Source organism: Rothia sp. HMSC062H08 (assembly GCF_001810775.1).
Lineage (GTDB): Bacteria > Actinomycetota > Actinomycetes > Actinomycetales > Micrococcaceae > Rothia.
The window spans coordinates 85,488-99,305 of the sequence record NZ_KV802665.1 but is presented as its reverse complement, the minus strand read 5'-3'; the positions used below and the strand labels follow the sequence as shown (position 1 = coordinate 99,305).

At 59.6% G+C, this 13,818-nt stretch carries 10 protein-coding genes; 5 read left to right on the top strand and 5 right to left on the bottom strand.

The window, feature by feature from the left end:
* Positions 1 to 226: 226 nt before the first annotated feature.
* From ligA to HMPREF2765_RS03115, 5 genes are all read right to left on the bottom strand, one after another.
* Positions 227 to 2,470 carry an NAD-dependent DNA ligase LigA gene (ligA, locus tag HMPREF2765_RS03135; RefSeq protein WP_049355978.1) on the bottom strand — a complete coding sequence of 748 codons (2,244 nt, stop codon included), beginning with the start codon at positions 2,468 to 2,470 and terminating at the stop codon, positions 227 to 229.
* A gap of 223 nt (positions 2,471 to 2,693) precedes the next feature.
* Complete coding sequence (locus HMPREF2765_RS03130; RefSeq protein ID WP_012903977.1) at positions 2,694 to 3,587, bottom strand: PP2C family protein-serine/threonine phosphatase; 894 nt, start codon at positions 3,585 to 3,587, stop codon at positions 2,694 to 2,696.
* Positions 3,584 to 4,735 (bottom strand): adenylate/guanylate cyclase domain-containing protein, encoded by a 1,152-nt coding sequence (locus tag HMPREF2765_RS03125; protein ID WP_049345199.1) that lies wholly within the window; start codon positions 4,733 to 4,735, stop codon positions 3,584 to 3,586. The genes HMPREF2765_RS03130 and HMPREF2765_RS03125 overlap by 4 nt, the downstream gene beginning before the upstream one ends.
* Positions 4,736 to 5,025: 290 nt before the next feature.
* A complete protein-coding gene (locus HMPREF2765_RS03120; protein ID WP_005508853.1) occupies positions 5,026 to 5,514 on the bottom strand; it encodes a hypothetical protein in 489 nt (162 codons plus the stop codon).
* Between the two features lie 107 nt (positions 5,515 to 5,621).
* The gene (locus HMPREF2765_RS03115; RefSeq protein ID WP_070604234.1) at positions 5,622 to 6,578 is read right to left on the bottom strand and encodes a biotin--[acetyl-CoA-carboxylase] ligase; all 957 of its coding nucleotides are present in this window, start codon (positions 6,576 to 6,578) and stop codon (positions 5,622 to 5,624) included.
* Between the two features lie 220 nt (positions 6,579 to 6,798).
* On the opposite strand from HMPREF2765_RS03115, the gene HMPREF2765_RS03110 reads away from it, so the two are divergent.
* The 5 genes from HMPREF2765_RS03110 to HMPREF2765_RS03090 all read left to right on the top strand — a co-directional run bounded on the left by HMPREF2765_RS03110 (position 6,799) and on the right by HMPREF2765_RS03090 (position 13,780).
* Positions 6,799 to 7,080, top strand: coding sequence for a YciI family protein (locus HMPREF2765_RS03110; protein ID WP_005507003.1), 282 nt, complete (start codon positions 6,799 to 6,801; stop codon positions 7,078 to 7,080).
* 317 nt (positions 7,081 to 7,397) lie between these two features.
* The gene (locus tag HMPREF2765_RS03105) at positions 7,398 to 8,999 is read left to right on the top strand and encodes an acyl-CoA carboxylase subunit beta (RefSeq protein ID WP_070604233.1); all 1,602 of its coding nucleotides are present in this window, start codon (positions 7,398 to 7,400) and stop codon (positions 8,997 to 8,999) included.
* A 66-nt stretch (positions 9,000 to 9,065) separates the two neighbouring features.
* Positions 9,066 to 9,461, top strand: a complete 396-nt coding sequence (locus HMPREF2765_RS03100; RefSeq protein WP_371326374.1) for an acyl-CoA carboxylase subunit epsilon — start codon at positions 9,066 to 9,068, stop codon at positions 9,459 to 9,461.
* Positions 9,462 to 9,760: 299 nt separating this feature from the next.
* On the top strand, positions 9,761 to 10,849 hold the full coding sequence (locus HMPREF2765_RS03095) for a restriction endonuclease (protein WP_246824911.1): 1,089 nt from the start codon (positions 9,761 to 9,763) through the stop codon (positions 10,847 to 10,849).
* 477 nt (positions 10,850 to 11,326) lie between these two features.
* Positions 11,327 to 13,780: a restriction endonuclease gene (locus tag HMPREF2765_RS03090; protein WP_070604232.1), complete on the top strand. Its 2,454-nt coding sequence runs from the start codon at positions 11,327 to 11,329 to the stop codon at positions 13,778 to 13,780.
* Positions 13,781 to 13,818 lie beyond the last annotated feature (38 nt).

Below are 13,818 nucleotides of genomic sequence, written 5' to 3'. Positions count from 1 at the left end.
CTTTCCGAATCGGGGTGAATGAGCACCACCTTTAAGGGTTTTGAACGGCGTGTAAATATTTTTTAAATATTTCTTCGCTTTGGGAGTGTTTTAAGGCGCTTCCACCTTAAAAGCTGTGGTAATTACAAATACCAAAAATTGGCATTCAGGCTCTGAACCACGCGCTTCAGAGCCTGAATGCTCTATATATTGCAGGGGTCAGATTCAGATGACCCCGCTACCGGGTCTACTCGGCGGTAGCCTCAACCGCCTCCGGGCCACCCTCGAGCAGGGCGGTAAAGCCCTCCTCATCCAGCACCTTCAGACCCAGCTGCTGAGCCTTATCCAGCTTTGAGCCGGCGTTCGCGCCAGCGACCACAAAGTGGGTCCTCTTAGATACAGAACCGGATGCCTTACCGCCGCGAGAAATAATGGCTTCCTTCGCACCGTCACGGGTGTAACCGTTCAGCGTGCCGGTCACGACCACGGTCAGGCCCTCCAGGGTGCGCTCTACGGACTCGTCACGAGTATCTTCCATGCGCACACCGGCGGCAGCCCAGGAGTCCACCACCTCGGCGTGCCAGTCCTCAGCAAACCATTCAATAATCGAGTCGGCAATCGTGGTGCCCACACCGTCCACAGCGGCAAGGCGTTCACGGTCAGCCTCGCGGATCGCCTGCATCGAACCGAACTCCGCGGCGAGCGCGCGGGCAGCGGTCGGGCCCACGTGGCGAATCGAGAGGGCAACCAGTACGCGCCACAGCGGCTGTTGTTTTGCCTTCTCCAACTCGGCGAAGAGGTTCAGCGTATTCTTCGTGGGCTTCGGCTCGGGGCGTGCCTTGGTCGGCTTGGTGTAGAAGTAGGGCACACGCTCCATCTTTCCGGTGCCCACACCCTTGACCTTCTTCTCACGCTCGATGGTGACCTCGCGCAGGTCCTCAATGTTGAGGCTAAACAGGTGCGCCTCGGTGGTTAGCGGAGGGGTGTCCGGGGTTGCCGGGCTGGTGAGTGCCTTTGCTGCTTCGAAGCCGAGCGCCTCAATATCGAAGGCGCCGCGGCTTGCGGCATAGTACACGCGCTCGGTCAGCTGTGCCGGGCAGGAGCGAGGGTTAGTGCAACGCAGGTCCACGTCGCCTTCCTTGCCGGGGGCAAGGGGCGAGCCGCAGGAGGGGCATTCGCTGGGCATGACGAACTCGCGTTCGGTGCCGTCACGTAGGGCAACCACGGGGGCGACGATCTCGGGGATCACGTCGCCTGCCTTGCGCAGCACCACGGTGTCACCGATGAGCACGCCCTTAGCCTTGACCACGTCCTGGTTGTGCAGGGTGGCACGTTCCACGGTCGAGCCGGAGACGAACACGGGCTCCATGACGCCGTAGGGGGTCACGCGGCCGGTGCGTCCCACATCCACGCGAATGTCCAGTAGCTTGGTGTGCACCTCTTCGGGCGGGTACTTGTACGCGACCGCCCAGCGCGGCACGCGGGAGGTGTAGCCCAGCTGAGCCTGGGTCGCGAAGTCGTTGACCTTAATGACGATGCCGTCGATTTCGTGCACCAGGGAGTGGCGCTGCTCGCCGTACTTATTAATGAAGTCGAAGACCGCCTCAGTGTTATCGGCGATTTCGCTGTAGGGGCTCACGGGCAGACCCCAGGAGGCGAGCAGGTCGTAAGTCTCGTACTGAGTGGCAATGTCCAGGCCGGTGCGCGAACCGATGCCGTGCACGTACATGCTCAGCGGGCGCGAGGCGGTAATCGCCGCATCCTTCTGGCGCAGCGAGCCTGCCGCGGCGTTACGCGGGTTCGCAAAGGGGTTCTTACCTGCGGCAATCATGGACTCGTTGAGCTTCTCAAAATCAGCGGAAGAGATGAACACTTCGCCGCGGATTTCAATCTCCTCGGGGTGGTTCTCGCCGGTCAACTGCGGCGGGATGCTCGCAATGGTGCGCACATTGTGGGTGACGTCTTCACCGGTGGTGCCGTCGCCGCGGGTTGCCGCGCGTACGAGGGTACCGTTGCGGTAGAGCAGATTCACCGCCAGGCCGTCAATCTTCAGCTCGGTCAGCCACTGCGGTGCGCTACCGGTGAGGTTCCGGGTGCTCTCTTCGGTCTTGGTCAGCCAGGTGCGCAACTCTTCGAAGGAGAAGACGTCCTCGAGGGAGTACATGCGCTGCAGGTGGGTGACGGGCGCGAAAGCCTCAATTGCCTCACCACCGACTTCCTGGGTGGGCGAGTCGTTGGCGATGATGAGCGGGTGCTCCGCTTCGATGATTTCGAGGCGGCGGTAGAGCGCATCGTACTCGGCGTCAGAGAGGAAGGGCGCGTCCTCGTTGTAGTAGGCGCGGCGGGCGGCACGAATCTTATCGGTCAGTTCCGCGTACTCGGCGCGCAGGGCCTCGGTAATCTCCGCAGTGTTTTCTGCGGCGTTTTCTGCGGGGCTCTCTGCTCGAGTCTCGGCGGGGGCAGTCTGCTGGGTGGTGTTGTTCTCAGTCACCCGTCCAGTCTAGCGTTTTTGCTCCGCCTCTCCCCTATCGCTCGTCATATTGGCAGGTTCCGCGAGCGCGAACGATGAGGCAAACGATGAGGCAAGCGTGCCGTAGCCACTTACCGGATTGCGCTTCCTTAGTTTCTGTGCGCGGATACAGTTCACCCCCGCCTCCTGCAGGCGCTCAATCGAGCACCCGAAGGAAACGGGGGTGAATCACAAGGTATGAAGTTTAGGCTTCGACAGCGTCGGCAACAATCACGGTAATGTTGTCGCGACCGCCGGAACGCAGCGCCTCGTGCTGGAGCACGTCAGCGGCGTCCTGCGGGTGGCGGATCGAGGTGAGTACGCGTGCCATGTATTCGTGCGAAAGCTCACCGGAAAGACCATCGGAGCAGAGCATCAGGCGGTCACCGGCGCGGGCGGGCAGAACCCAGAAGTCCGGTTCCCAGTAGTTGCCGGTACCCAGCGCGCGGGTAATCACGTTGCGGCGCGGGTGGGTCAGCGCCTCCAGGGCGGTAATCTGACCCTCGTCAACCAGGTACTGCACCTCGGAGTGGTCAGTGGTGACCTGCTCCAGCGAGGCGGCCCCTTCAGCGCCGGGCAGCTTCTCCATGGCGGAGTGGTGAATACCCTCGTCCTCACGCAGCAGGCGGTAGGTTCGGGAGTCACCCACGTTGAAAATAACCCACAGGTTACGGTCACCGATGCTGGTCAGCCAGGCGCCGGTGACGGTCGTGCCGCCGGCGCGGGAGAGCGCCTGCTTAATTTCTTCGTTGGTTTCGCCAAGGATATCGTGCAGGCGGTTCAGGGTGCCCACGATTTCATTGTTAAGCAGGGTGTTTGCGCGGCGACGGCGCTTGGCGGGGTCGGATTCGTCAATGGCGGCGAGGCGTTCAGCGTAGGCCTGCTGCTCCTCTTCGCTACGGCCACCGGGCATGGTGAAGAAGGGCGAGTAGGCAAGCTGACGCACGCACAGACGCGATGCTACTTCGCCGGCTTCGTGGCCTCCCATGCCGTCCGCGACCACGCAAAGGGAACCGGCGACGACCATCGAATCTTCGTTATTTTCTCGATGTGCGCCGCGGTGCGTTGCACCACCGGTACGTAGTTTCAGTTCAGTCATGAGAGGTCTATCTCCATTGTGTAGTTCGCGCGACGAGTCACCGCCACGGGGTCTACGTTACCAAAGCTTCTAACGTTTCGCGTCCCTTGAGAGGTGAGAGTATAGCGATTTCCCACCTGTCGGAGCGTGTTTGCTGTCTCATTATCGGTCAGCACGGTACCCGGTTCAGCGAGGGAGACCAGGCGCGCAGCCAGGTTCACGCTGGAGCCGTACACGTCGCCGCGGTTAGCCAGAACCTCGCCCCAAATGAAGGCGACGCGGGCTTCCGGTAGCTGCGGGTCGGCGCCGATCTTTTCGGAGAGCTGCAGGCTAATTTCTGCGATAGTGTCCGGGGTTTCGGTGAGGAAGAAGACTTCGTCACCGAGGGTCTTGATAATGCGACCGCCCAGGGGTGCGATGACGTCCAGGCAGCTCTGCTCAAAGTGGTTGATGAGCTGAGAAAGAGCCGCGGCGTCCAGGTTACGCACCAGGGAGGTATAGGAAACCAGGTCAACGAACCCTACGCCTCGCACCAGGGGCAGGCGGGAAAGTCCGGAGGTGGTCACGTTGTTTTCGCGCAATCCCAGGCGCAGGATTCCGGCGTACATCTGGCGACGGTATGCGTAGAGCGCCAGACGCTCGAGAACCTCGAGGTAACGCGGGAAGTCTTTGAGGAGCTTGCGGCGGGCATCATTATCGCTGAGGTTTTCGGTGACCATAATGTTGTGCACGAGCGCCTCAATCTGCCAGGCGACGGTACGGTCGGTCAGTTGACCTTCAGCGCGCACGAGGGATGCCACATATTCCATGCGAATGTCGCCGTCTGCGTCCAACTTCTGCAGGTCGGCGAGCATCTGCACGTCTGTTTCAGTGAAGTAGGGCGAGTGGTTGGCAATTGTCGGGAAGCCTATATTGTGCCAGATACGCTGGGCGGTTTCGAGGGGAAGTCCGGCGCATTCTGCGGCTTCTACGGGGGTGTAGCGGCGCCCCTGTCCCAGGAGCGACTTTTCGAGGGCTCGGATTCCCGCCTTGGATTCCTCGTCGCGGTAGATATTGTTCTGGGCGAGGTTCTGCAGAATTTTGAGGTTCAGCATTTGGGTTTCGGGGCCCATGGTGGCGCCGGTACCCTGCGGAGAGTGCGCAGGTTCATGGTGGTCTGCCGTGCTCATTGCCGCTGCCGCTCCTTTCATATCTGCCGGATCATCTGTTCTGTCGTGCGGATGCGCTGGCGTGTGCCGTGCGTCGATTGTGCACTGCTTCACTGTATAGCGCCTTGTTAATATACCCCCCACTGCGGTGTTTTGGGCGTCAAAGCGCCCGCACCCAAAGATATTTTAGTGGAGTAATTCACATTTAAGAATACTCTAGTCCGCATTTTTTCGGCAGATTTAGCAGCGAGTTTAGGCTCTGAGCCACTCCGACGGTTCCCTCCCAACTCGGTCGCAGAGGCGATGAAGCCCTAAATATAGCGAGCGCGCAGGGCGTAGTAGTCGCGTCGGGCGGCTTTAATTTCTTTTTCAAAGCGCTTGGGATCGGGCACGTAGGTCAGGCGGTGGTGCACCCCGCGACACACCACGTACACCGACCCGTACCCCAGCCAGGCTCCCGGACCGGGTTGTTTTGCCCAGCGCTCCCCCATGGAGTCCAGGTAGAGCGACTCATCTCCGCTGCGGGTCATGATGCCGCGGCGCACCACGAGCCGGTGGGTGGTCAGCAGGTAGTAGGTGGTTGCCCAACGCCAGGCGGTGCGCACGGCACCGAGCAGGGTACCTACCGCACAGATTGTGCCGAGAGTCCACAGAATCGGTGAGGACCGTGCCGTGGAGGCGAAGGTTGATGCGGCGATTGCAACCAGCAGGTAGGCAAGCGTGGGCAGCAGGGCACCGTAGTGCTGTCGGGTCGCAATGATGACATGCTCACCGGGGTTGAGTTTTCCGCGCAAACGCATGGTGTTCCTTAGCTGTGCTGGTTGTTGTATTCCGACTAGAGGCGCCGGTTGAGGTGGTGTGGGTTGAGGGATGTTGCCGTGCCGGGCTGAAATTTTAGGGGCTGCTTCTAGTGTGCCTGCTGAAAATCTCCGTAGCTACCGTTGGCGGGGCGAAGATGCTCAATATCGCCCACCGCGTAGGGCTCTATGGTTCCGTCCTCGCGGCGGATGAGGATGCGCCCCTGCGCGTCGAGGTCTTCGGCAACGCCTTCTACGGTGCTTCCGTCGGGCAGGCTCATGCGCACGCTGGCTCCAAGGGTGGCGGTGGTGGCGCGTGCCTGGTCGAGCAGGCTGATGCTCTGTGGGTTGAGGGGGTCGGGGTTGAGGGGGTCGGGGCGTTCGGGGTCACCGCCGGCGCGCACGAAGGCGCGGTAGCGGCGGGCGAAGATGCTCAAGAGTCGGGTGAGCACCTCGGAGGAGTCAACCACGGCACCGGTGCACAGGCTCAGGCTCGTGGCGGTGGGTACGGGCAGCTGCTCGGCGGACATATTCGTGTTCTGGCCGATGCCCACAATGATGCTGCGCTGCCCCTCGGTAGCGCCGCTTTCAGGGACGAGCTGGGCGAGGATTCCACAGCCTTTGGCTCCCTGCGCGATGACGTCATTGGGCCATTTGAGGGCGGCATCGACGCCGTAGCTACGCCAAATATCGACCACACTGAGCCCGGCGATGAGGGTCATCCAGTGGTAGCTGCCTTCGGGTAGCTCTCGGGCGAGCGGGTCTGCGGAGGCATGCGGGCGCACTACAATGCTTGCGGCGAGGCAGGCCCCGGGAGGGGCAGTCCAGGCGCGGGCGAGGCGGCCGCGTCCGGCGCTTTGGTAGAGGCTGGCGTAGACGGAGAGTTCACCGAGCTGTTCACGTTCGGGGTCGGTGCCGTCCATGAGCAGTTCGCGGGCACGGGTAGTGGTGGAATCCACCTGATCGTAGAGGTTCACGCTGGAGTACCCGGTTTCCATTGCAATGGTGCGGATGCGTGGCGCATCCAAAACCGAATGATCGCTCTCGGTGTACATATTCTCCTCCATAGCTTGTACCTTTCTGTCCTGCCCGAAATTACTCTGCAGTACTCCGACCCGCCGCCAAAACCTGCCGGTTTCTACCGAGTCGCACTGGTTTCTCACCATATCAATTTCTTGCCGCCGGTGATGCCCGCCCGGCGCCCGAGACGGTACATTAGACAATGAGGGTGCATGAAGCACCGACCGGCTGCGGAGGTTCCTCCGCCCTGCTCGAAAGAAGACCGCTATGGCTTATTACGCAATTACTTACGTTTACGCTGCTCCCGAGGAGCAGGCGAAGTACCGTCCGGCTCACCGCGAGTACCTTGGTTCGCAGATTGAGGCGGGCAACCTGATCGTTTCCGGTCCCCTGCTGGACGGCGAGACCCCCGCTGGCGCTCTGCTGATTGCAAAGGTTGATTCCGCTGAGGCAGCTGAAAAGATCGTGGCTAACGACCCGATGAACGTTGGTGGCGCGGTTCTGTCTCACACCGTGACCGAGTGGAACCCGGTTCTGGGCACCATCTAAGCGTCATTTCACGCTGAAAGTTTGAACGCAAACCCCCTTTCCGCCGGCAAGGATTGCCTGCGCGAGAGGGGGTTTTCTGTGCTCTTTTGAGCCGCTCTTTCGCACTTTTCGTTTACTATATACACCTTCTTGGGTACTGAGTGCATAAAAGTGTATCTAGTGTTGATATTCTGGCTTCTCACCTGGCATATGTGCCCTAGTTCGCACTATAGTTGAGGGATATGCACATTGTTCAAGAGCGCTCTTCGGGGCTTTCTGAACAACCATCACCGCAACCACTGGCTCCCGACAATCGGGTGGAGCAGGAACGAGGAATAATGTCCGAGAACCTCCAGCAGGAATTTGATTTGAGCACCACCGCCGGTAAGCTCGCTGATTTTTATGCACGTCGAGAGCGCAGCTTCGCGCCCAGCGGTGAGGCAGCTATCGAGAAGCAGCACGCACGCGGCAAGAACACCGCCCGCGAGCGCATCGATATGCTTCTGGACGAGGGTTCTTTCGTTGAGTTTGATGCCCTCGCCCGCCACCGCACCACCGCGTTCGGTATGGAGGCGAAGAAGCCTCTGGGTGACGGCCTGGTGTCCGGTTACGGTACCGTGGATGGCCGCCTGGTTGCTGTGTATTCGCAGGACTTCACCGTCTACGGTGGTTCCCTCTCGCAGGTGAACGGCGAGAAGATTGTGAAGGTGCAGAAGTTCGCTCTGAAGAACGGCTGCCCGGTTATCGGCATTAACGATGGTGGTGGCGCCCGCATTCAGGAGGGCGTGGCTTCCCTGGCGATGTTTGCTGACATTTTCCGCATGAACGTGCGTGCGTCCGGCGTGGTTCCGCAGATTTCTGTCATTATGGGCCCCTGCGCTGGCGGTGCCGCTTACTCCCCCGCTCTGACTGACTACATCATCATGGTGGATAAGACCTCGCACATGTTCATTACCGGCCCGGACGTCATTAAGACCGTGACCGGTGAGGATGTGGACATGGAGACCCTCGGTGGTGCGCGTCAGCACAACTCGGTGACCGGTACCAGCACCTACCTGGCTGAGGACGAGGAAGACGCTTTTGACTTTGTGCGTGAGCTTCTGGAGTTCTTGCCGTCGAACAACCTTGCCGAGCCCCTGCCCCTGGAGCACGACCAGGAGCCCGTGGTAACGGTAGACGATCTGGACCTGGACACCCTGATTCCGGATTCGGCGAACCAGCCTTACGATATGCGCGCGGTCATTGAGTCCGTGGTCGATGACGGCCACTTCCTGGAGATGCAGGCGCTGTACGCCCCGAACGTGATGATTGGTTACGCCCGCGTTGAGGGCCGCACGGTCGGCATTGTGGCGAACCAGCCGATGCAGTTCGCCGGCTGCCTGGACATTTCTGCATCCGAGAAGGCTGCCCGCTTCGTGCGCCATTGCGATGCGTTCAACATTCCGATTCTGACTTTTGTGGATGTTCCCGGCTTCCTACCCGGCACCGATCAGGAGTTCAACGGCATTATTCGCCGCGGCGCTAAGCTGCTCTACGCTTACGCGGAGGCGACCGTTCCGCTGGTTACCGTCATTACCCGTAAGGCATACGGCGGCGCGTACATTGTGATGGGCTCGAAGAAGCTGGGTGCCGATATTAACCTGGCGTGGCCCACCGCTCAGATTGGCGTGATGGGCGCTCAGGGTGCGGTGAATATTCTGTACCGTCGTGAGCTGGCTGCTCTGGCGGCTGAAGGTGGCGATGTTGAGGCTCGCCGCGCTGAGCTGATCACCAAGTATGAGGAAGAGCTGTTGAACCCGTACCAGGCTGCTGAGCTGGGTTACATTGACGAGGTTATTGCCCCGAGTGAGACTCGCGTGCGCATTATTTCTTCGCTGCGTGCCCTGCACGATAAGCGTGCGGCTACCCCGGCGAAGAAGCACGGCAACATCCCACTGTAGGCTTCCGCTGTGCCCACGCCGCTTGTGGCGCAGGCATCCCCAGGATTTTAGGTTTTCTAAGGAGGCGTGCCTTTGGCAGGCTACAACCCGCTGAGTTATTTCTCATTCGGTAAAAAGAAGGATAGTTCGGAGGTTGCTGAGAGCCCCGAGCAGCTTGAGCGTAGCTCCGCACGTTCTTCTGCGCACGCGGATACCGCATCCAGCGCCGCGAAGGATTCTGCTCAGTCTTCGGTAGATACTGACGCTGAACAGGAGCCGCTGCTGAAGGTGGTCAAGGGCTCCCCCACCCCGGAGGAGATTGCCGCGCTGACCGCCGTGGTGGCGATGATGCAGGCGAGCGCCGCGAAGCAGGAGCAGAACTCGCTGGTGGGTGCCGCTTCACGTATCCTGAACCGCGGTCAGCGCCTGGGTGTTTCGTTGCGTCCCGGCCCCGGTTCGTGGAGGCGCGCTCGCCCCATGTAATGCGGGTGGCTCTCATCTGACGGATAGATTCCCGTTACACCGGCTGGTGTGACGGGAATTTATTGTTTTGCCCCAAATTCAAGATTTATATTGCGTTATTCAATATCTAATACACTGATTCTTATGATTTCGTCACATTAGAGCCAATAAAGTCATGATGATATGTGCTGATGCTAGGATGTATATACCATCACAATAGTGTTAGTAAATTGGCAGGGACCATGGCAAAGATGCTGAATAAAAACCATAGGCCCCCACCGGATGTCTATATCGCGCTTCTGTTGCCGACGCTACGGCGCTTGTCGAAGACTGTGCCCCGCACCGCCGCCTATGTTAGCGAGCAGTTGCGGCAGCAGACTAAGGCGCTGGGGTCGAAGAAGAACCTACCGGCTCTTGAATCCACCGATTTTGCGGTGGCTGTGCGCACCACCTTGAAAATCTTGGTGGCACTTCGTTATGCCCAGCTGATGCCTCGTATAACCCCGTGGGAGAAGAGGAAGTACCTGCTCACTCCTCTGGGCGCCGAGCTAACCTGCACCCCGCATCTGCACGGTTCGGTGCCGCCGCGTGTGGTGAAGCAGGTGCAGGCGTTGTGCTCTCAGAGTTTGACGGCGAAAAGCGTGAAGAAGCTCAAGAAGCAGGCGAACGCGCTACTAGAGAATGCCGAGGAGGAGCATCGCCTCATTTTTGGCACTCCTGATACCGGCGTCCTTCATGCTCTGCCGCATTTCTCAGGCGCTGATCATGCTGATGCCGCCACCGCTGCTTATGAGGCAACCGGCGCGGCGCATCTTGCGCATGCTTTGAATTCTGCGGGTACTGCCGAGACCTGGCCTGCCGGTCAGTCTCCGCTGGATATTATTTTGCGTGCCAGCGATTCGCCGGTGATTCACGCTCAGGCTGAGTTCGCGGAGCATTTTACGCAGGATTTGATTCAGCATATTCACGCGGTGACGCCAGAATATTTTGAGCAGATTGTTGCCGATATTTTTACGGCTCTTGGTTTTAACACCGAGGTAACCGGCGGTGCTGATGATAAGGGTGTTGACGTTATTGCCCGCTATTCTGATGGCCTGGATTTCGCGCCGATTTATATTCAGGTGAAGCATTATTGCGGAACTATGAAGGTCACCCCCAACGAGATTCAGAAGCTTGCCGGTGCAGTGCTTCTGCACGGCGGCCTGCAGGGTGTTTTGGTGACCTGCGGTGCTTTTGCGCATCCGGTTCCCGAGTATTTGCAGGGTTTGCCCGGCGCTCGCAATATTGCGCTGGTTGATCGACACCAGTTGGTGGAGCTGATGATTCGTCACCGTGTGGGTGTTCTTGATGGTGAGGGCGAGTGCGGTTACCGCATTGACGAGGAGTATTTTGCCCGCGGCTTGGAGTAGCCGGGGTGTTTCTGGGGCGAGTTATTTCTCTCCGAATATCTCTGGCCTTCATGCATTTCCCACGTCATTTCACTTAATGTATTTTCACTTTTCCTTGAGGATATTTTTCACATATCGGCTGGTTTTAGAAATCTAGGTTATTTCTCGAACCAGCCGATACAATAATGAAGGTAATGCGTTATATATTCTTCGCATTATTTCACGAAGTGAATATACCCGTGACGGTCTAGACACTTCACCCCAATTTATAGCGTTCTTTTCTGAAGTGTTCGTCGTTGAAGACGGTGCGTAAGCGGGACGGGTTGAGAAAAAACTACCTACCCTGCTTCTCTTCGCTTCTCTTCACTGCGGGATTTCAAAGTGCCGGCCCAAAAATAAAGATGGTGCCGCTCACTTTCGTGATTATTTTCCCGTTCGCATGACTGCACTTTATGAAGAACGCCTGCACGATAAATAACACTAGATAAGGAGCCCGGCGTGGCTTTTGTGAATAAAACAATGCTCCATATCGATCATTCCGAATTGCACTCTTTGCAGCAGGAAACCTCGTGGGAGGCTCTACCCGAGGAAGCACGCACTCTCAGCGTTGCGGCGGCTTTCTCTCTGCTCCGCCATTTTGAGCGCGCGCAGGATCGTGGCGAGAAGGTTTTCTTCCCCGATATGTACACCCCGGTTGGCGTGGACCTGGGTTTCAACATGACTCAGCGTTTCATTGCGGTCGGTGACAATGTCCTCTTCCGTGAGGCACTCAATAAGCTGATTGCGGCGCTGGTCAATGCTGATTATCTTGAGGTGTCCCTCAGCCAGTTGCATCCGGGCAATCTGCACTACACTCTGAGCGAAGCGGGCCGCGAGCTTCTGGGCACCGCGAAGGAGCAGCAGGCGCAGGCTCTTCTGCCGGTTCTGCCTCTGCAGAGCGGCGTGTACCTGCACTATCTGAAGCAGTTCTACCCGGTTCTGCTCTCGCACATTACGGTGCGTGAGCTTCTGCCCATTGTCCTGAGCGTTACCCCGTCCTACCCTGCGGCGGCGCCCGTGAAGATTCGCGAGCTGGTGCTGCGTGAGTGCGGTTTTGTGCAGGGCTGGTACGGTCTGTCGTACCTGGAGCAGCGCATTGTTGAGCCGGTGATTGCTCAGGCGTTGAGCCTGCTGACCCGTGAGGGCTACCTGCGCACCAAGACCATTCACGAGCACACGGATTCTCCGCTGACGCTGTACTCGCTGTCGCCTTCGGCGAAGGATCTGGTGGCACGCCACGGGGAGACTGGCGTGCCCGCAAGCGAGCTGAGCTCCGTACTGGCGCTGGTGAAGGATGAGGGCGCCTCCATTACGGCTGAGGATATTGCCGCAACTGACGCTCTGCTGACTCATATGGGCGTTCTTCTGCTCGACACCCTCAACGACCACGGCGCCGATGTGGAGCTGAGCCTTCCGAGCCTGGAGCAGGTCTTTGACCGCGACGAGCGCATTCAGCAGGCGTCCTCGAACCCCTATTTTGTGCAGATTGACGCGCAGGATTACCTCTACGATGTGCTGATTGCCCACCACTACCTCTCCGAGCGTGAGACCGTCTACTCGCTGGGTCCTGCGTTTGCACCGGCTTTGGCGCAGATGGTTGAGCCGAGCGTTCAGAAGCTGGTGGCTTCGGCTCTGCTGGATCCTGCAGCGGTGGATGCTCTGCCGTACCCGCATCAGTTGCTGTACCCGATTCTGAAGCTCGTGGAGGAGAACCCGCGTATCTCCTACTACGACATCTACGATGAGTTGAAGCTCGCCCTGGATATCCCGTACCTGCAGGGTGAGATTGCTCCGCACCGTTATAAGCTGACCCCGCGTCTGCGTAACCGCTATTCGGTGGCGATGCACGTGCTGAAGGGCGAGCGCTACCTGAATGCTCTGCGTGAGGGTACCGGTCGTACTTCCCGCAAGAACCCGGAGCGTTACGAGCTGAGCGAGGCGGGTAAGGAGCTGCTCAAGCGATTCCCGGAGGGTGCTCCGGAGGCGGTGACCGCCCGCATGGCGCCGCTACCGCCGCAGTCGCTCAAGCACAAGCTGCCTCAGGATATTGCCGCTGAACTGCAGGCTCGTGAGGAGGCTCTTCAGGCTGCTAAGGAGGCGCGCGCGACGGAGCGTCAGGCTCGTCTGGCGGCCCGTGAGGGTCGTGAGCCGTTGGCTCCGGTGCCGGGTGCTTCTCCGGCGCTGTTGGCGCGTCCTGCCGGTTCGCCGGTGGCGGCTACTACCCAGGCTCCCGCTGAGGTTCCGGCGCCGGTCGCTGCGGCTACCGCCCAGCCTGCCGTGCCCGCTCCTGCTGTTTCTGCGCCCGCTGTTTCTACACCCGCCGCGGCTCCTGCCCAGCCGGTTGTTTCCGCTCCGGCTGTTTCGGCTGCTGAGTCCTCGACCGCGCTGCAGGTGGCTGCCGCGCAGGTGCGTGAGGCTCTGAAGCGTTACCGTCAGGTCTTCCGCCGCGAGGCGCTGGCTCCGGCGCTGGCTCAGGTGTCTGAGGAGCGTTTCCGCAGCATTGGTTTCGATCTGTTCCTGATGCGCGGCTACACGGTGGAGGCTCTGGAGGCTCAGGGCGTAGATGGTGTGGCAACTCCCGCCACCGGTGAAAAAGAACGCGCATTCTACGTGCGTACTCTGCGCCCGGTAGCGAACGGTGTGCTGTCCGCGAGCGTTCAGCCGCAGGATATTACCGCGTTCTTCCTGGCGATTCACGCCCGCGGCGGTCAGCTCGGCACCTTCATCACGAACGCGGCGTTCAGCGATGAGGCGTACGACGAGTTCATCCGCTGCTCGACCAAGTACCCGAACATTCTGGTGGATTTGGTGTCCGGCGATGAGCTGCAGGACCGCCTCATTGCGCACCGCCTCGGCGTGGTCGAGAGCGCAAACGGTCTGCTGGAGCTGAACGGTGAATACTTCGCCGGCTAAGTCACCAGCTAGCAGCTTTTAGCCCATCTTGGGTATGC